Annotated in this window: 11 protein-coding genes, 1 tRNA gene and 2 pseudogenes; 1 reads left to right on the top strand and 13 read right to left on the bottom strand. The window is 64.6% G+C overall.

Features of this window, described 5'->3' with window-relative positions:
* Positions 1-4: 4 nt before the first annotated feature.
* A complete protein-coding gene (lipA, locus tag ABIF91_RS37005) occupies positions 5-961 on the bottom strand; it encodes a lipoyl synthase (RefSeq protein ID WP_028179533.1) in 957 nt (318 codons plus the stop codon).
* Positions 962-1,091: 130 nt separating this feature from the next.
* Between lipA and ABIF91_RS37000 the strand changes: the two genes are divergently transcribed.
* Positions 1,092-1,694 (top strand): DNA-3-methyladenine glycosylase, encoded by a 603-nt coding sequence (locus tag ABIF91_RS37000; RefSeq protein WP_028179532.1) that lies wholly within the window; start codon positions 1,092-1,094, stop codon positions 1,692-1,694.
* A gap of 73 nt (positions 1,695-1,767) precedes the next feature.
* Here the strand turns inward: ABIF91_RS37000 and ABIF91_RS36995 are convergent, their stop codons facing one another.
* The 12 genes and pseudogenes from ABIF91_RS36995 to ABIF91_RS36940 all read right to left on the bottom strand — a co-directional run bounded on the left by ABIF91_RS36995 (position 1,768) and on the right by ABIF91_RS36940 (position 16,567).
* The gene (locus tag ABIF91_RS36995) at positions 1,768-3,036 is read right to left on the bottom strand and encodes an IS256 family transposase (RefSeq protein ID WP_038952271.1); all 1,269 of its coding nucleotides are present in this window, start codon (positions 3,034-3,036) and stop codon (positions 1,768-1,770) included.
* Between the two features lie 117 nt (positions 3,037-3,153).
* A complete protein-coding gene (locus ABIF91_RS36990) occupies positions 3,154-6,030 on the bottom strand; it encodes a valine--tRNA ligase (protein WP_028176395.1) in 2,877 nt (958 codons plus the stop codon).
* A gap of 126 nt (positions 6,031-6,156) precedes the next feature.
* Positions 6,157-6,930, bottom strand: a complete 774-nt coding sequence (locus tag ABIF91_RS36985; protein ID WP_028176396.1) for a PopZ family protein — start codon at positions 6,928-6,930, stop codon at positions 6,157-6,159.
* Positions 6,931-7,325: 395 nt separating this feature from the next.
* On the bottom strand, positions 7,326-8,711 hold the full coding sequence (locus tag ABIF91_RS36980; protein WP_028176397.1) for a TolC family outer membrane protein: 1,386 nt from the start codon (positions 8,709-8,711) through the stop codon (positions 7,326-7,328).
* 203 nt (positions 8,712-8,914) lie between these two features.
* Complete coding sequence (locus tag ABIF91_RS36975) at positions 8,915-9,577, bottom strand: protein-L-isoaspartate O-methyltransferase family protein (RefSeq protein ID WP_028176398.1); 663 nt, start codon at positions 9,575-9,577, stop codon at positions 8,915-8,917.
* Between the two features lie 139 nt (positions 9,578-9,716).
* Complete coding sequence (locus ABIF91_RS36970) at positions 9,717-9,896, bottom strand: hypothetical protein (RefSeq protein WP_028176399.1); 180 nt, start codon at positions 9,894-9,896, stop codon at positions 9,717-9,719.
* A gap of 209 nt (positions 9,897-10,105) precedes the next feature.
* Positions 10,106-10,180: transfer RNA gene (locus ABIF91_RS36965), tRNA-Asn, on the bottom strand.
* An 853-nt stretch (positions 10,181-11,033) separates the two neighbouring features.
* Positions 11,034-11,417, bottom strand: a complete 384-nt coding sequence (locus ABIF91_RS36960; RefSeq protein WP_028176400.1) for a RidA family protein — start codon at positions 11,415-11,417, stop codon at positions 11,034-11,036.
* Between the two features lie 13 nt (positions 11,418-11,430).
* Positions 11,431-12,285: pseudogene (locus ABIF91_RS36955) on the bottom strand (acetamidase/formamidase family protein); the annotation flags it as partial.
* Between the two features lie 30 nt (positions 12,286-12,315).
* Positions 12,316-13,584 carry an IS256 family transposase gene (locus ABIF91_RS36950; RefSeq protein ID WP_014497957.1) on the bottom strand — a complete coding sequence of 423 codons (1,269 nt, stop codon included), beginning with the start codon at positions 13,582-13,584 and terminating at the stop codon, positions 12,316-12,318.
* A gap of 96 nt (positions 13,585-13,680) precedes the next feature.
* Positions 13,681-15,165: pseudogene (locus tag ABIF91_RS36945) on the bottom strand (helix-turn-helix domain-containing protein); the annotation flags it as partial.
* Positions 15,166-15,325: 160 nt separating this feature from the next.
* Complete coding sequence (locus ABIF91_RS36940) at positions 15,326-16,567, bottom strand: acetamidase/formamidase family protein (protein WP_028176402.1); 1,242 nt, start codon at positions 16,565-16,567, stop codon at positions 15,326-15,328.
* Positions 16,568-16,571 lie beyond the last annotated feature (4 nt).

Raw genomic sequence — 16,571 nt, 5'->3', positions numbered from 1 at the left:
CCGTTCAGTGGGAGTTAGCTGCCCGCGCGGCCTTCAGTCGCGCAAAGTCCTCGCCGGCATGATGCGACGAGCGGGTCAGCGGGCTCGCCGACACCATCAGGAAGCCCTTGGTGTAGGCGACCTTCTCGTAAGACGAAAACTCGTCCGGCGGCACGTACCGCATCACGGCATGGTGCTTGCGGGTCGGCTGCAGGTACTGGCCGATGGTCAGGAAGTCGACCTCGGCCGAACGCAGATCGTCCATCACCTGGAGCACCTCGTGGCGCTCCTCGCCGAGGCCCACCATGATGCCGGACTTGGTGAAGATGGTGGGATCGAGCTCCTTGACCCGTTGCAACAGCCGGATCGAGTGGAAGTAGCGCGCGCCGGGCCGCACCGTGAGATAGCGCGACGGCACCGTCTCGAGATTGTGGTTGAACACGTCCGGCTTCGCCGCGACCACGACCTCGAGGGCCCCCTCCTTGCGCAGGAAGTCCGGCGTCAGGATCTCGATCGTGGTCGTGGGGCACGCGGCCCGGATCGCGCCGATCGTCTCTGCGAAATGTTGCGCGCCGCCGTCGGCGAGGTCGTCGCGGTCGACGGAGGTGATGACGACATGGGCGAGGCCGAGCTTGGCGACCGCCTCGGCGACGTTCTGCGGTTCGGCCGCATCCAGCGCATTCGGCAGGCCGGTCTTGACGTTGCAGAAGGCGCAGGCGCGGGTGCAGGTGTCACCCATGATCATGAAGGTTGCGTGCTTCTTGTCCCAGCACTCGCCGATATTCGGGCAGCCCGCCTCCTCGCATACCGTGTGCAGGCCGTTCGCCCGCACGATGTTGCGGGTGTCGGCATAGCCGCGGGTATTCGGCGCGCGCACGCGGATCCAGTCCGGCTTGGGCGGCGAAACGGAATCAGGCCGGTTCACCTTTTCGGGGTGGCGCGGGCGCAGCGGGTTCGAGATGGTATCGACAATAACGACCATGGGGTGTCCGGCCTATTCAGGTCCTACCTAATCGGTCTGGCTGCCTGCCGCAACCCGGCTCGCGCCGCTTCAGGGAACATGGCAGATATGGGCAATATCCTGCTCTGTTCTCAGGCGATTCTCACCTCGAATGGCTCCAATCTCGAAGGCATCCATACCGCGGCTCGGCAAGCAGTTGAAGCGGACCTTTTTCGGCCGCAGCGTCCACGAGGTCGCCCCCGACCTGATCGGCGCGACCATGCTGGTCAACGGTGTCGGCGGGATTATCGTCGAGGTCGAGGCCTATCATCATACCGACCCGGCGGCGCACTCCTATCGCGGGCCGACGCCACGGAACCAAGTGATGTTCGGCCCGCCCGGCTTCGCCTATGTCTATCGCTCCTACGGCATCCACTGGTGCGTGAACTTCGTGTGCGAGGCGGAAGGCTCGGCCAGCGCCGTGCTGATCCGCGCGCTGGAGCCGACGCACGGCTTGGCTGCGATGCGCCGGCGCCGGCACCTCCAGGATGCGCATGCGCTGTGCTCAGGCCCGGGCAAGCTGACCGAAGCGCTCGGAATCACCATCGCGCACAACGCGCTGCCGCTGGACCGCCCGCCAATCGCACTGCATGCGCGGACGGAGGATGTGGAGGTCGCAACGGGCATCCGGATCGGCATCACCAAGGCTATCGAGTTGCCCTGGCGCTACGGCATCAGCGGCTCGAAGTTCCTCAGCAAGCCGTTTCCGAAATAACCGTCATTCCGGGATGGTCCGAAGGACCAGACCCGGAATGGAGCTATGGCTGATTTTGGGTGACGCGGCCTGATCAGGCGGCGTGGCTTTCAGTGTTCGGAATGACTTCGATTCCGTCGATGAACTTTACACCGGCGATGACTTTCGGCAACTGGTTCGTGCTCTTCAATCGCCGCCAGGTCTTCGATGCGGCGTCGATGAGCTTGAACACCATCAGCTTCGCAGTTTGTTGCGACAGCGATCCCTTGGTCCGCACCGTTCGGTGGCGCACCGTGGCGAAGACGCTCTCGATCGGGTTCGAGCTGCGTAGGTGGATCCAGTGCTCAGCAGGGAAGTCGAAGAAGGCGAGCAGCGCATGGCGATCCTTGATCAGGCACTCCACCGCACGTCCGTATTTGACGTGGTATTTCTCGACGAAGACGTCGATCGCGGTTTCAGCTTCGGCCCGGTGTGGGGCCAGATAGATGTTCCGCAGGTCGTTCTTCATGGGGCCCTGCACGGATTTGGCGACCTTGTCGAGTACGTTGCTCACTTTATGGCACCAGCATCGTTGGTGCCGCGTGCCGGGAAAGGCCTCGTCCAGTGCCTTCCAGAAGCCGAGGGCGCCGTCGCCGATGGCGAGTTGCGGGGCAATCCGTAACCCGCGTTGCCGCAGGTCGATCAGGAGTTCGCGCCAGCTCTGCGCGCTCTCGCGCACGCCGACCTGGAAGCCGATCAGCTCCTTCTTGCCTTCCGGCGTGGTGCCAATCAGCACCAGCATGCATTCGCTGTGATCTTCCATGCGGGCCTGCAGGTACACGCCATCGGCCCAGATGTAGACATAGCGACGCGCCGACAGATCGCGTCTCTGCCAGCGTTCGTACTCGACCTGCCAATCGGCCTTCAGGCCGGCGATCACCGAAGGCGACAGGTTCGGCGCATCCTTGCCGAGCAGCGCCGAGAGCGCCTCCTGGAAGTCGCCGGTCGAGATGCCGCGCAAATAGAGGACCGGGATCAAGGCATCCAGGCTCTTCGTCCGCCGCGCCCATAGCGGCAGGATTGCCGAACTGAAGCGGAGGCGGTCGCCTGGCCCGCTCGCTCCGCGGTCGCGGACCTTGGGACGAGCGACCTCCACCGGACCGATGCCGGTCGCAATCTCGCGCACCGGACCGTGCCCATGTCGGACCAGGCGCGCTCGACCGTCGGGCAGCGTCAGATTGGCCGTGCTGGCCAGAAACGCGCCAACCTCGATCTCGATCGCCCTGGCAAGCAGGTCCCGCGCGCCGGCACGAACGATATCGGTCAGTGGATCATCAACCGCGGACGGCTGACGGAAAGCAAGAACATTGGTAGTCTCGGTCATGGCGTATCGCTCTCCTCGAGAGGTTCTGGCAGGCTCGTCACCCGCCTCGATACGCCGCCTTCCTCACACCGTCATCACCCAGATTCCGCCATAGCTCTTCCGGGAATGACGATGGGATCACGACGCCTGCTTCAGCCGCTCCAGCGCCTCGAGCAGCTTGGCCTTGCGGGCCAGCGCGGCCTCGCGCTTTTCGCGCTCCTCCTCGACGACCTCCTCGGCCGCGTTGGCGACGAACTTTTCGTTCGCCAGCTTGGACTCGGCGCGCTTGATGTCGGCGTCGGCCTTGCCGATCTCCTTGTCGAGCCGCGTGCGCTCGGCAGCAACGTCGATCACGCCCTTCAGCGGCAACGCAGCCACCTCGCCACGCACCAGCAACTGGACCGCCCCATCAGGCGCGCGATCGGCGAAGGCGATGTCGGACAGCCGGGCCATGCGCTTGATGACATCGGTCCAGCGCGGCACGCGTTCCCGGGTCTCGGCCGAGGCGCCGGCGAGCACCAGCGCCGTCAGCGTCGCCGGCGGGATGTTCATCTCGGCGCGCACGGAGCGGATCTGCGTGACGAGGTCGATCACCCAGCCAATCTCGGCCTCGGCCGCGGGATCGGTGAAGTCGGCATGGTCGAAGATCGGCAGCACCCAGGCCGGCGAAACGAGCGCATCAGTCGGCCCCGTCGTCGCCGCGAGCATCGCGAGCTGCTCCGGCGTCGGTTCGACCTGCTTCAGCGGCCACGGCGCCAATGCCAGCAGGCCCTCGCGCTTGGCTGTCACCTCCCACAGCTCCTCGGTGATGAAGGGCATGAAGGGGTGCAGCAGCTTCAGGATCTCATCGCGCGCCCAGGCGACCATGGCGCGGGTCTCGTCCTTGGCGGGACTGTCCGGACCGAGCAGCACGGGCTTTGCAAGTTCGACATACCAGTCGCAATAGACGTTCCAGACGAAGCGATAGATGCTGCCCGCAGCGTCATTGAAGCGATAGGCTTCGATCGCCTCGGTCACCTCGCGCGTGGTGTGCGCGGTCTCATGCGCGATCCAGCGGTTCAGTGTCTCCTTCGCGTTCGCCGGCTCGAAGCCTTCAGGAACAGCGCAGTGGTTCATCTCGGCGAAGCGACACGCGTTCCAGAGCTTCGTCGCGAAATTGCGATAGCCCTCGACGCGGCTGGTGGCGAGCTTGATGTCGCGACCCTGCGCCGCCATCGCCGCCAGCGTGAAGCGCAGCGCGTCGGCGCCGTATTCGTCGATCAGGTTCAGGGGGTCGATGACGTTGCCCTTCGACTTCGACATCTTGGCGCCCTTCTCGTCGCGGACGAGGGCGTGGATGTAGATGGTCGAGAACGGCACCTCCTTCATGAAGTGCAGGCCCATCATCATCATGCGGGCGACCCAGAAGAAGATGATGTCGAAGCCGGTCACCAGCGCATTGGTCGGGTAGTAACGCTGCACCTCGGGCGTGTCATCCGGCCAGCCGAGCGTCGAGAACGGCCACAGCGCCGAGGAGAACCAGGTGTCGAGCACGTCCTCGTCGCGGGTGATGAAGCCTTCGCGCTTGTTGCGGTCGAGCGCCATCTCGCGCCCCTGCTCCGGCGTGATGACTTCCTGCTCGACGTAGTAGCCGAGCGCGTGGCTGACGGCCTCCTCCTCGGTCTCGGCCACGAACACCTTGCCATCAGGTCCGTACCAGGCCGGGATCTGGTGACCCCACCAGAGCTGACGCGAGATGCACCAAGGCTGGATGTTCTCCATCCAGTCGAAATAGGTCTTTTCCCAGTTCTTCGGCACGAAAGTGGTTTCGCCGGAGCGCACCGCGGCGATCGCGGGCCTCGCCAGCGTCTTGGCGTCGACATACCACTGGTCGGTCAGGTAGGGCTCGATCACGCTGTTCGAGCGGTCGCCGTGCGGCACCATGTGGGTGTGCGGCTCGATCCGCTCGACGAAGCCGAACGATTCGAGCCGCTCGACGATGCGCTTGCGTGCCGCGAAGCGGTCGACCTTGTGGAACTCCTCGGCGAATTGCGTGGCGCCTTCGGGCAGGTCACGCAGATAGTCCTCGTTGTCGAGGAGGTCGAGACACCCTTCCCTGTCGAGCACGCTGATTCGGCGCAGGCCGTGGCGATTGCCGACTTCGAAATCGTTGAAGTCGTGCGCCGGCGTTACCTTCACCGCGCCCGAGCCCTTGTCCGGATCGGAGTACTCGTCGGCAACGATCGCAATCTTGCGGCCGACCAGCGGCAGGATGACGTTCTTGCCGATCAGCTTCTGATAGCGCTCGTCCTCCGGATGGACGGCAACGCCGGTATCGCCGAGCATGGTCTCGGGGCGCGTGGTGGCAACCACGATGAAGCTCGAGGGATCCTCGGGGCTGAAATTCTTGCCCTCGATCGGATAGCGCAGATACCAAAGGTGGCCCTTGACTTCGGTCTGCTGCACTTCGAGATCGGAGATCGCGGTGAGCAGCTTGGTGTCCCAGTTCACCAGCCGCTTGTCCTTGTAGATCAGCCCCTCGCGGTGCAGCTCGACGAACACCTTGACGACGGCCTTCGACAGGCCCTCGTCCATGGTGAAGCGCTCGCGCGACCAGTCGCAGGAGGCGCCGAGCCGCTTGAGCTGGTTGATGATGGTGTCGCCGCTCTCGGCCTTCCATTGCCAGACCCGCTCGAGAAACTTCTCGCGCCCCATCTCGCGGCGGCCGGGCTGCTGACGCTCCAGCAGCTGCCGCTCGACCACCATCTGGGTGGCGATGCCGGCATGGTCGGTACCGGGCTGCCACAGCACGTCGCGGCCGCGCATGCGCTCGAACCGGCAAAGGATGTCCTGCAGCGTGTTGTTGAGGGCGTGGCCCATGTGCAGCGAGCCCGTCACGTTCGGCGGCGGGATCACGATGGTGAAGGGCACGGCATCACGACGGTCGGGCCGGCCAGCCTTGAACGCAAGGCTGTCCTCCCACACCACGGACATGCGAGTTTCAATATCGGCGGGCTGGTAATTTTTCTCGATCATGGGGCTGCTAGAAAGCCGCGCGAGGGGGCCAAGTCAACGAAAAGGTCAGCGCACGGGCTTTCCGGCCCGGTCGACGAGCCCAATATGGCGTACGAGCGGGGCTATATCGGGGCCGCACGGCCCTTCTCAGCGGCCGCCGCGCGAGACTCGCTCGATTTCGGCCTTCACGATACGTTCAACGAGACCCGGAAGGTTGTCGTCGAGCCAGGACTTCAGCATCGGCCGCAGCATCTCCTTGACCAAATCCTCCAGCGTCCGTGCATTGCTGCTGAGCACCGTATGGGCCAGTGAATTGAAGGCGGATTCGACCGCGGAGACCGTCGATTGCGCGAGGATCGGCTGCTGCGGCGGCAGCGGCGGGGCGTCAAAGTCCACCGGCGCGTAGGACGGCGGCGGCGTAGGCCGCGGCGGGGGCGATTCGGCGAATTCGAGATCGTCGCGCGGCTCGACCTTGCGGAAGCTGGGCGGCGGCGGAGGCGGTGTCGGATCGACCGCCATCTCGTCCGTCAATTCGAGCACGTCGGGCTCTGGTTCCGGCTCCGGCTCCGGCTCGGGAGCGCGGATCTCGGGCGCGGGCGTGGCCGCGTCGAGCCCCGCCAGCAGCGCGTCGATATCGTCCTGGTTGTTGGTGGCGTCCGCCGCGGGCGCGGGTGGCGGCGGCGGAGCCGGCTTCGCAACTGGCGGGGCCGGCTTCTCGGCAGCAGGTTTTGCGGGCGCGACCTTGGATGGCGGAATGTCGTTCATTCCCTGCGGCTTCGGCGGCGACGCGGGCGCTGCGGCCTTCTCGGGCTTGGTGGCCTCAGCCGGCGGGGGCTTTGCCTCATCGTCGGCAATGATGCGCCGGATCGAGGCCAGAATCTCCTCCATCGAGGGTTCTGTGACCTTTGCAGGCTGCGTCATCTCCGACTCCACATCATCAACGCCCTCGCATGCGTCATTTTACCACCAAGCACGACAGGATTGGCCGGTTCCGGACGGGGGGCCCCTCATTTTCGTCGCGGCAGCCCGACTTGTCCCCAGATCACGGCTCAACGTGCAGCAGTGCGCCCCTGCCCCCGGCACTCAAGCATTACGCACACGACATCAACGCGGGGCCGAATCGACCCGCATCATTCTGGCAAGGCTATGTCAGGGATTTTGACGATTGCAAGCAAAGCACCGGTCGACCTCGGCTGTCGGCGAGGTCGACCGAATCACTAAGGCATGATCCGGAGAGGTATTCCGAAAAGATCGGGCTTGAACAAAAACCTGAAGCGCGATGGCGATTCATCCTGATCGCATCGCGCTTAGGAGGATCAGCGCCCGTCGGGCGTACGCACGCCGGCCCAGCTGTCGCGGACCTGATGATAGTGAACGCTGGGGTCGTAGGTTGTGGTCCGCAGACCAAGCACCTGCGGCGACAGACGGCCGATGGTACTGAGGACCCTGTAGGAATTCACAACGCGATCATGCTGCGCGTTCACGAGATTGATGCGGGCGTTGACCAGCGCCTGCTGCGCATTGAGAACGTCGAGCGTGGTGCGCTGCCCGGCCTTTGCCTCCTCGCGCACACCGTTCAGCGCGATCTCGGATGCTGTCACCTGGGCTTGTGCCGACGTCACCTGCGCTTTGGATGCCTGGAGCAGGCCCCAGGCAGATGCGGTGTCAGCGCGAGCCTGGTCACGAGTCTGATCAAGCGTGAGACGCTGCTGGGCCAGCGATTCCTTGGACTGCCGGATCAGGGAATATTCGGAGCCGCCCGCATAGAGCTGCCACGAAGCTTGCGCGACAGCGGAGGCGGTGAACGCCCTGTTTTGAATCAAGGACTGTTCGTTTGCCTGCTGGGCGGTCGCTTGCAATGTGACCGTCGGCAGCAGCGCGCCTTCATTGATCTTCACGCTCATATAAGCGACATCGATGCCGAACATCGCTGCCGTGACTGTCGGGTTCTCAGTAAGCGCGAGCTCGACCGCTTTTGCCAGCGACGGCGGCAGCAAACGATCCACCGGCGAGCCGGGCGCAAGGTTGACAGGGTCGTTGCCGATCACACGGCGATAGGTCGCGCGCGTCGCCGTCAGCGTGGCCTCGGACTGCTGCTCCAGCGTTCGCCCTGCAGCCAACTGCGCTTCCGATTGCGCCACGTCAGTGCGGGTGACTTCGCCGACGTTGAAGCGGTCGCGGGTCTGTTTCAGCGTCTGCTCGAGGACGCGGACGTTGCTCTTGTTGACCTCGACCGTCGCCGAATCGCGCAGATAATCCATGTACGTCTGCGCCGCCAAGAACAGAACACTTTGCTCGAGATTGCGCAGCCCCTCGCGTGCGCCGGAGACCTGATGCTCTGCGCCCCGAACCCGGTTGGCGGTTTGGTTGCCGTTGTACAGAGACTGCTGAATGGTAAGGGCGGCGCTGCGGGGGACGGTGGTCCCGTTGATTGGTGCGTTGCCCGGCGCGGTCAGCGTGTCCTGATATTGATAGCCGGCGCTCGCAGTCAGCGAAACTCTCGGGCGATATCCGGACAGTGCCTGAGGCACGTTTTCGTCGGTCACACGCACCTGGGCACGCTGCGCGTTGAGTTGCGGATTGTCCTGATAGGCACGCACAAGCGCGCCTTCCATGGTCTCCGCCAAGGCAGGCGTCGGCCCGGCAAGCGCCAGCAGCAGGACCGAAACCGCAGCTCCGGTGAAGAGCTTCACCCCATGCATCCCTTGAATTCCGTTCATCTAACGCCCACCCCGTGCCCACGAGCTGGGTTTACCGTCTACGAGGAGTCATCGCCCCGCCGCAACATAGGACGGGGGCAAGCGCGACGGAACTACCTGAAGGTGGTTCTGAGCGGAAACTCTTCACGTGCAGCATCCCTGCCACACTTCTGATTCGGAACGGGATTTTGGCGGGCTTTGGCCCGTCAGAACACGAAGGCGGCGGCCCGTTCCAGCCCGGGAAGGACCGGGGCTGCGGCATCGAACAGGGCCCGATGGCCGAATTCACCGTGGGTACGGGTCACGATCATGGCGCGCGGCGGCCTGGATTCGGCCGACACCCCCACCAGGCGCCCCCCCTCCTTCAGCTGCCCGAGCAGGGCTTCCGGCATCACCTCGGCCGCTCCGTTGAGGACGATGACGTCATAGGGAGCGGCAGAAGGCTCCCCTTCGGGGCACGCCGCCGCCCGGCAGGTAACATTGGCAAGCCCTAGGGCGGTGAAGGCATCCTTGGCTTTCGTGGCCAAGGCCGAATCGCACTCGGTCGCGACGACCTGCCGCGCAAGCTTGGCGGTCAGCGCCGCGAGGTACCCCGTGGCGCAGCCGACGACAAGAACGCAGTCGTCCTCGCCGATTTCGGCGGCCTGAAGCAGCTTGCCGGTGAGCGCCGGCTTGATCAGGAACCGCTTGGCGCCGCCTTCGCTCACGTCGAGGTCGAGATCGAGATAGGCCAGCGCCTGCCGGGCGGCGGGCACTAAGGCCTCGCGCGGAACCGTGAGCATGGCATCGAGAACACGACGATCGGTGACGTCATTGGTGCGCACCTGGCCATCGACCATTTTCTGGCGCGCGGTCGAGAAACCGGACATTTGCGGACCCTGCAATGCGGACGATGCCGCGGAAGAAATTCGCGGCATCTTTGGAGCATGCTCGGTCAAAACGCAACATGGCCGTTGGCCCCGAGAGACCAAGGCTTCCGCAACTGCCCAATCGGAGGGTCGACCAGTCCTACTCGATCGCCACCGCGAGGCGGCCGATCAGAGCCGCGACCTCGTCCAGCCGTGCCGAATCCGGCGTCTCGACCGCGCGCGCAAGACGGGCGATGCATTCGTCGTCGCTGAGTTCGGGAACGTCGGCCGGCAGAATCGAGGGGGCCATGAGAGAACGGTCGGCCTGGATGTCTGGCATGGGATCAGCTCCGTGAATGTCCGGCGGTCGATGCTCGATTTGAATTGAGTCGATTTGGCGCCGTCCGCATGGCGCAACCGCGCCCGCACACACATCTGCTCAAGCGTGATTCCACGCTGGATTGCGGAAGCCGTGCTCCAACGTCAGGCGAAGAAGATCGCGCGCCGCATGAGGATGCGGGCATAAACTACTGAGTTGACAGCAAAATTTGGCTCCCCGGGCTGGATTCGAACCAGCGACCATCCGATTAACAGTCGGATGCTCTACCGCTGAGCTACCGAGGAAAAGGCGAACCGTTCGTTCGCGCGCGGCTGCGTATAACAAAGCCGCTTGCGCTTGCAAAGGACGAATTCGTCATCATCCGCAACGCGCCTGGGGGAAGGTCTGGAACGGCCCTCCTTCAGGGACCTTCCGAGGATGGGTTCTGGATTGCTTGCGTTACGCTCGCAACGACGGAGTTCGAAGCAACGCCTCTCTCCAGCGACGCAGATCTCTATTGCAGACACACGTGCGCTTCCTCGCGGCTTGTCTCGCCCGAGCTTTGCTGCATCTTGACACCCTCGTCAGTCAGAGGGCGCAGAGAAGACCGGGTGCCGGCCGGGCACCCACGGTCCACTGTGCGAAGGTTGCGCTACGAGAAGCTGCACAGCGGCATACAGGTGAAGCCCAACATCCGGCCTTCCCTGCGCAGTGGTTTGACGGCTTATGCCGAGCTCTCCCCGGGGAGCGATGCACTATTGCCCCCGTCGCCTTGCGGATGACTGATGCGCGCGCCCGGTCGGGCCGCCACATCACCGCAAGACTTGGCGCACAGACCCCGGGCGCCAGGACGACACGGTTTTGCCGTACGCAGGCCGCACCGGTCGTGTGCGCGAAGACCTGCCGCTCACGGTCGCCCGCCCTGCGAAAGCCTCTCGCGCCGATGCTGCCTGCGTCCACCGCAGCTCACCCCACGTGTCGTGACGATCGCGATACGCCCCTCTGACCGGGATGAGGTGACAGACCGATACGCCAAAGCCGAATTTCGGTAAAGCGGAATATTTTCGCGGGCGCGGATTGACCTGCCGGCTGGGTGTCTTGCCCGACAGGCACCGCAAGATCTTGTAGTCCCGTTGGCGCAACCCGGGCTGCGGACGATCACGGCCGCCGGCACACCAGATCGATCTCGATCAGCGCGTCGTAGGCAAGCCCGGTCACGCCGACGCAGGTGCGGGCCGGCAGGCGATCCGGCGCGAAGAACGTGCGGTAGGTCTCGTTCATTGCGGCATAGTCCTCCTTGAACCGGGTCAGATACACGCGCGTCATCACGACATGCTGGAGGCCGAGATCGAGGCCGGCGAGCACCACTTTCAGGTTCTCCATCACGGCGCGGGTCTGCGCGACGATGCCCTCGGGCAGCACGCCCGGCGCCTGCGGCGTGTCCGGCATCTGGCCCGTGACGAAGACGAAGCCATCGGTTTCCACCGCATGGCTGAAAGGCGCGACCGGCTTCGGTCCGCCGCTGATCATGTGGAATTTCACTTGAGTGTCCTTGTTAAGATGCGTCCTGAAACAGGCGCTTGCTGAGGATGGCGTGCACGCCCCAATTGCCGTCGACCACCTGCGTCACGCCGAAATCGACGGCGGCGGACATCAGCGCGATCGCCTCGTCCTCGCTGAGGCCTTTGACGTTCATCAGGAAGCGCCGCATCTTGCGGAACGCGTCCTTCATGGCGAGGTCGAGCGAGGACTTGGCGTAGACCTCGCTCTGCCCTTGGGCGCCGAACTCCGCGAGATAGTTCGGGTGGCTGAAGCCGGTCAGCACCCAATCGGTCTCGGTCTCGATCAGGGGGTAAGAGAGATCGGCGAAGGGCTGGCCGGCGAGATCGGCCTTCTTGTGCAGGATCACCTCGAAGGTACCGGTCATCGAGCACTCGATTGCGGTGCCGCTGAGCTCGCCGTCGCCCTGCGCGGCATGGGGATCGCCGACCGACAGCAGCGCACCGGGAACCGAGACCGGAAGATACACGGCTGCCCCCTTCCCCAGCCGCCAATTGTCGAGATTGCCGCCGAAATAGGATGGCGGCACGGAATCGACGAAATCGACCTCGCGCGGCGCCACAGCGATCACGCCGAAATGCGGACGCAGGGGGATCTTGATGCCGTCGAGTACGCCATGGCGGCGCTTGTTCGTGGCGGGTGCGACGGGAACGCCGGGGTAATCGTAGGTGGTGTGCACGACGCCAAACGGATCGGTCTGCGGCTCCCAGCGGTAGGAATAGAGCGCACGGGCGTGCGGCACCTCGGCGTCGTCGAAAATCTCGTAGATGGTAACCGCTTCGCGCGGCTTGGGACCACCGAGAAACTCGTTGTAGTGATAGCCCCACCACGCCGCGACGGAGGAGCCGAGAGCTATGCGGGATTTTGGGTGACGAGGCGATCAGGCGGCGTGGTTTTCCGGCACTTGGATGACCTCGATGCCGTTTTCGAATCTGACACCTGCGCTGACCTTCGGCAACTGATTTGTGCCTTTCAGCCGCCGCCAGGTCTTTGATGCGGCGCAGAGCAGCTTGAACACCATCAACTTGGCAGTCGTTGACGATAACGAACCTTTCGTGCGCACCGTTCTGTGCCGGACCGTCGCGAACACGCTTTCGATGGGATTCGTCGTCCGCAAGTGGTCCCAATGCTCGGCGGGGAATTCGTAGAACGCAAGCATTGCGTCGCGATCTTTCGTCAGGCACTCGACCGCCTTGTCGTACTTCGCTCCGTATTTCTCGGCAAAGACATCGATCGCCACTTCGGCCGAAGCTCGGTTGGACGCCAAATAGACCTCGCGCAGATCCTTCTTCATGCTGGCCTGTACCGACACTGCGACTTTGTTCAAGATATTCGCGGTTTTGTGCACCCAGCACCGCTGATGTCGCGTGGCGGGAAAGACCTCGTCGAGCGCCTTCCAGAAGCCGAGCGCGCCGTCACCGACGGCGATTTCCGGGGCGATCTTCAGCCCTCGGGTTTTCGCCTCGACGAGCAGTTCGTGCCAGCTCTGCGTGCTCTCGCGCACGCCGACCTGGAAGCCGATGAGTTCCTTCTTGCCTTCCGGCGTCGCGCCGATCAGCACCAGCATGCATTCGCTGTGGTCTTCCATGCGAGCCTGCAGGAAGACGCCGTCCGCCCACACGTATACGTACCGGCGCGCCGACAGATCGCGCTTCTGCCAACGCTCGTACTCGAGCTGCCACTCCGTCGTCAGTCTGGAAACCACCGCCGGAGAAAGATTCGGCGCATCCTTGCCCAAGAGCGCCGCCAGCGCCTCCTGGAAGTCGCCCGTCGAGATGCCTCGCAGGTACAGAACCGGCAAAAGTGCATCCAAGCTCTTCGTGCGCCGTGCCCACAACGGCAGGATCGCCGAGGTGAAGCGGATCCGCTCGCCATCGCTGGTCACCGCGCGATCGCGAATCTTTACCCGGGCGACTTCGACGGCGCCGATCCCCGTCTGGATCGTCCGCACTGGACCATGGCCGTGTCGCACGAGGCGGTCGCGGCCATCGGGAAGCTTCAAGCCCTTCATCGCGGCGAGAAACGCCTCGGCTTCCATCTCGACAGCCTGCGCAAGCAGCTGCCGAGCTCCAGATCGCAAAATATTCGTCAGTGGATCGTCGATCTCATCGGGCTGACGCAGTGGGACAATGTTGCTATGCTCGTTCATGGCGTATCGCTCTCCTTGAGGTTCTGGCAGGCTCGACACCCGCCTCGATACGCCGCCTATCTCATTCCGTCATCACCCAGTTTCCCGCATAGCTCAGGAGCCGAACACGCGGCCCGCATGGTTCGGATTGCGGCTCGTCCGTGGCACGATGTCGAGGATGCGCACCTCCAGCACGTCGCCGGGCTGGGCGTCCTTCACAGCGACGGGTCCGGTGCAGATGTGCACGCCAAAGCCCTCGCCGGCACCGCGGCCGAATACGCTGGCATCCATGGGCCCTGCGCCGCGGCGGTCAACGTTCTTCCTGTCCCGTGTCCAGCCGAACACGCTTTCGGCGGCGGCATCGCCGGCGATCATCAACTCGGGATCGTCGGAGGCGTGCTGCGTCAGCGTCTCGATGGTGATGGTGTCGCCCGAGGCGATCTCGATCTGCGGCGGCAGCGAGCGGCTGAAATAACCCCAATGGACGCGGCTGGCCTCGACCGGGAGATGGTGGTGACGGCGTTCGGCGGTCGTGCGCGCCTCGGCGCCGGCGCAGGCGACGCTGCTACGCGTCTCCACGCTCTGATGGACGCGAAGCTGCGCCAGGGCCTCCTGCGGCCAGCCGCGCTGGCCGGCGACGCCGTGCTGTGCCGTCGCGCGCTCCGCCTCCTGCTGGCGAAACTCGCGCGGCGGCAGGCCGAAGCGATGCCGGAAGGCGCGGCTGAAATGCGCGGAGTCGCCAAAACCGTAGGCGTAGGCGATCTCCGAGATCGAGCGATGCGCCTCGGTGGGGTTGGATAGGTCGGCCCAGGCGCGCTGGAGGCGACGCTCGCGAACGTAGTGGGTGAAATTATCCCCGACCGTCTCGAACATCTTTTGCAGGTAACGTTCGGAAATTCCCTCGGCCTGCGCGACGCGCGCCGGCACCAGATCGGGGTCGTCGAGGCGACGCTCGATGGTCTGGCAGATCCGGTGCAGCAGCGCGGCCTGCGTCGCGCTCGATCCAGCATCGGAGGCCGACGACGCCAGCTGATGCACCAGCGTCAGCAGCAGATCGACGAAGGACTGCGCGACCGAATTCCATTCGGGATCGCTCAGGGTGTGGAGGGTCCGTGCAGTGGCATCGAGCAGACGGGAGAAGACGTCGGCAAAGCCGCTGGGCGGAACGACGCGGGGCCCGCCGAGCCGCGGCTTTCCCGAGAGGCGCCCGTGCAGCGCCTCCGATGTCACCGACAGCACGATGGCGCGCATGTCGCGCTGGAACACGATGCTCCAATCGCCGCTGCGCGGCAACAGCACGAGATGACCGACGGGAACGATACGATGACTGCCGGCGCTCTTCAGCACCATGCCATCCTCGACCGGCATCAGCGCGATGGGAAGGTCTTCGCTAGCTCGTGAGAGCGGAACGACGCTCTGCGCACCCGCAGCCATGCGCGTCAGCGCGACGCCTGCGGCGTGCCGGTGCGACGCGGTCGCGTGTCCGTCCAATACACTGTGGCCACCCGCCGGCTGCAGGCCGACCGCGGCCAGCACGTCCCGCCAGGCTTCTGGGCGGTCGTCTTGCGCGTAGGACTCGCTCGTGAACGGGCGGAAGCTCATCGGATCGACCCAGATTGCAGTCGATCGAAGCAACCTCCGTGCCAGACGCACGCGGTCATCCGTTGCCGCAATGGGCCGGAGACGAGGTTCGTCGGTCACCATCCCATCCTGAAAAACGGGCTGCTCTTCAAAGCGTTAGAGCAGGACGACGTGGAGAGGTTCAGTCGCACCGGAAGATGTTCTTGCGGATCGTGCCGTGGACGCCCCAATTGGCGTCGACGACCTGGGTGACGCCGAAATCGGCCCCCACCGACATCAGCGAGATCGCCTCATCCTCGCTGAGACGATGCACGGTCATCAGGAAGCGGCGGAGCTTTCTGAACGCATCGCGCATCGCACGGTCGAGACTCGAGTGATTGGCAATCTCGGTTTGTGCATCGGCGCCGAGCGTGGCGAGATAGTTCGGATAGGTGAAACCGTAGAACGACCAGGCGTGGTCGGTCTCCAGCATCGGGTGGTCGAGGCCTTCGAGGCTGGTGCCGGCAAGATCGGCCTTCTTGTGCAGGATGAATTCGAAGTCGCCGGTCAGCGAGGTCTCGATCGCGGTGCCGCCGAGCTCGCTGTCGCCCTGCGCGGCATGGGGATCGCCGACCGAGAAATAGGCGCCGGGGACGGCAACCGGATAGAACATCCGCGCGCCCTTGCCGATGCGCCAGTCGTCGATGTTGCCGCCGGTGTAGCTCGGCGGGATCGAGCTGACGAAATCGGCTTCCGACGGCGCGAGGCCCATCGTGCCGAAATGCAGTCGCGCCGGCACCTTCACGCTGGAGAGGATGTTCTCGCGCTTCCTGATGGTGGCGTGATCGACCCGGACGCCGGGATAGTCGATGGTCGGATGCACGATGCCGTCAGGGTCAGTCTGCGGCGTCCAGACATAGTTGTAGACCGCCTTCGCGTAGGGCTCGCCGGAGGTGTCCAGCTCGAAGATGGTGACGACCTCGCGCGGCTTCGGCTCCTCGATCAGGTCGTGATAGTGAAAGCCCCAATTGGCTGCGACGTTGGAGCCGAAGCAGCGGCCGGCATGGCAGGCGCTGCAGCTCGGCCGTGGCCGGACGTCGAGGATGCGCACTTCTAGGATATCGCCGGGCTCGGCGCCTTCGATTGCGACCGGTCCGGTGAGCAAATGCACGCCGATCCCCTCGCCTGCGCCGCGGATGAACGGACCATCCGTCGGGCCGGAGCCGCGGCGCGCGACAGCCTTGTGCTCGCGCGTCCACTGGAACACGCTCTCGACGCCGGGATCGCCCTGGATCATGCGCTCGTAATCGTCATTGGCATGATGGGTCAGTGTCTCGATGGTGGCACGATCGCCTGATCGCAGCGTCAGGGCCGGCGCGACTGTCTTGGAGAAATAGCCCCAGTGGACGTTTTTCGGCGAAACCGGCAGCGTGACATGCTTCATGAGG

It is taken from the genome of Bradyrhizobium sp. USDA 241, assembly GCF_049739505.1.
GTDB classification, from domain to species: domain Bacteria; phylum Pseudomonadota; class Alphaproteobacteria; order Rhizobiales; family Xanthobacteraceae; genus Bradyrhizobium; species Bradyrhizobium liaoningense.
This window is presented reverse-complemented; position numbering and strand designations above follow the sequence as displayed.

What these genes read in the sequence shown, in the direction of transcription:
- ABIF91_RS37000 (WP_028179532.1), top strand. Translation starts at nt 1,092, where the DNA reads ATGGCTCCAATCTCGAAGGCATCCATACCGCGGCTCGGCAAGCAGTTG.
- ABIF91_RS36950 (WP_014497957.1), bottom strand. Translation starts at nt 13,584, where the DNA reads ATGAACGAGCATAGCAACATTGTCCCACTGCGTCAGCCCGATGAGATC.
- ABIF91_RS36995 (WP_038952271.1), bottom strand. Translation starts at nt 3,036, where the DNA reads ATGACCGAGACTACCAATGTTCTTGCTTTCCGTCAGCCGTCCGCGGTT.
- lipA (WP_028179533.1), bottom strand. Translation starts at nt 961, where the DNA reads ATGGTCGTTATTGTCGATACCATCTCGAACCCGCTGCGCCCGCGCCAC.
- ABIF91_RS36990 (WP_028176395.1), bottom strand. Translation starts at nt 6,030, where the DNA reads ATGATCGAGAAAAATTACCAGCCCGCCGATATTGAAACTCGCATGTCC.
- ABIF91_RS36975 (WP_028176398.1), bottom strand. Translation starts at nt 9,577, where the DNA reads ATGTCCGGTTTCTCGACCGCGCGCCAGAAAATGGTCGATGGCCAGGTG.
- ABIF91_RS36940 (WP_028176402.1), bottom strand. Translation starts at nt 16,567, where the DNA reads ATGAAGCATGTCACGCTGCCGGTTTCGCCGAAAAACGTCCACTGGGGC.
- ABIF91_RS36980 (WP_028176397.1), bottom strand. Translation starts at nt 8,711, where the DNA reads ATGCATGGGGTGAAGCTCTTCACCGGAGCTGCGGTTTCGGTCCTGCTG.
- ABIF91_RS36985 (WP_028176396.1), bottom strand. Translation starts at nt 6,930, where the DNA reads ATGACGCAGCCTGCAAAGGTCACAGAACCCTCGATGGAGGAGATTCTG.
- ABIF91_RS36970 (WP_028176399.1), bottom strand. Translation starts at nt 9,896, where the DNA reads ATGCCAGACATCCAGGCCGACCGTTCTCTCATGGCCCCCTCGATTCTG.